This window comes from Holdemanella sp. (assembly GCF_056804935.1).
This window is the reverse complement of sequence record NZ_DBMEXE010000291.1, coordinates 1-1568: the sequence shown is the minus strand read 5'-3', so window position 1 is coordinate 1568 and position 1568 is coordinate 1. Positions and strand designations below refer to the sequence as shown.

The following is a 1568-nucleotide window of genomic DNA, read 5'->3' as shown; positions in this document are numbered from 1 at the left end:
CATTAGAAAAGATTGCAGATCAAGTATTAAAATATGAACCAAAACTTTCATCATCAACATGAAGCGTTGTTGTGCCATTCAATGTAGATTCATATGTTGTAAAGTATTCGCAAGTTGCTAAACGTACAGTATCACAATCCCCATTCTTTTCTTCAGGACCACATGGTTTAAAATCAGATTCAATCGGACTTAGATTTGAAACATCAATCGCCTTTTGAATATGTAATTCACGAGGTTTACCATCTTTTCCAACACGGCCAAAATCATAAACACGATATGTTGTATTTGAGTTTTGTTGGATCTCACAAATCTGAATTCCTGCACCAATCGCATGAATTGTACCAGATTTTATAAAGAAAACATCTCCCTTATGTACTGGAACCGCTTTTAACACGTCTAATAAAGTATTATCTTGAATTCGACGCTCAAATTCTTCTTTAGTAATTTCTTTATTTACACCAAAGTATAAAAATGAATCTGGTTCACAATCTAAGATATACCACATTTCTGTTTTTCCATATTCATGCTCAACACGAAGCGCATATTCATTATCAGGATGAACCTGAATTGATAATGGTTGTTTAGCATCAATAAATTTAATTAAGATTGGAAAAAACTCAAATGTGTTTCCCTTCGTTCCTAAAACGCCTTTTCCTTTTTTCTCTAAATATTTAGGAAAAGATAAGCCTTGATATTCACCACTCGCAACAATGCTTGGACCATCTGGATGCACAGATAATTCCCAGCTCTCCGCAACTGGATCCATATCTGTTTTTTTACCATAGTTTTCTTTTAGTTTAGTACCACCCCACAGGTAGTCTTTAAATGCAGGAGTTAGTTTAATAATTGACATTTTATGTACCTCACTTCTAGTTCTATTATAGTTAGTTATTCATATAATGTCTACTTCTCCACACTTCTTAAAACAACGTCTACATCAAGACTAAATATCATTATCTAAATGATATCAATCCTGCATATATCTATATTTTTTTCAACTTATCAAGAAGATGGATGCGAAATCCACATCCATCTATTAAACTCTATTTTTAAAGTCATTCTAGAAACCTCAAAGATTTGTACTAGTGTCTAAATGTTCTTCACACATTTAACTTCACCTAAGCTTTCATCAATAGCCTTTCAATCGACTCTTCACTTACCGAGAAGATCGATGCGATACTTGAAATACTGAATCCTTTGTTTACCATCGTCCTATACATTTCTTTGCGATTATTCTCACTGCCTTGTTCAATTCCTTGTTCAATACCCTGTTCGATACCTTGTTCAATGCCTTGTTTGATTCCTAACTCAATTCCTTCAGCTTTCCATTCCTTTGACTTTACTTCTAGCCATCTCTTTTCAGCTTCACACATTTCAATCTTCTCCTTTTCCTCTAATTCTTCTAAATCCAACCATTCTACATCCGTTAATGTCTTGACGACTTTTAACACACTGCTTTTCACAAGTCCAAAATGATTACTCGTTCCTTCATAAATAGACTGATCATAAATACTTCGACATATATAGAATAGATTATACACGTCTTCTTCATTAAAATTATATGAAGT

Annotated in this window: 1 protein-coding gene and 1 pseudogene; both read right to left on the bottom strand. The window is 33.4% G+C overall.

Translation table 11 applies throughout. The annotated features are described in order from the left end of the window. Positions 1 to 19 precede the first annotated feature (19 nt). Entirely contained in the window at positions 20 to 853 is an 834-nt protein-coding gene (locus ACZQCL_RS09435) for a type I phosphomannose isomerase catalytic subunit (RefSeq protein WP_482483024.1), read from the bottom strand. A 265-nt stretch (positions 854 to 1118) separates the two neighbouring features. Then, positions 1119 to 1568 (bottom strand): annotated as a pseudogene (locus ACZQCL_RS09430) (hypothetical protein); the annotation flags it as partial.

Excerpts from the sequence above, each read along its gene's own strand:
- ACZQCL_RS09435 (WP_482483024.1), bottom strand. The coding sequence starts at position 853 with ATGTCAATTATTAAACTAACTCCTGCATTTAAAGACTACCTGTGGGGT.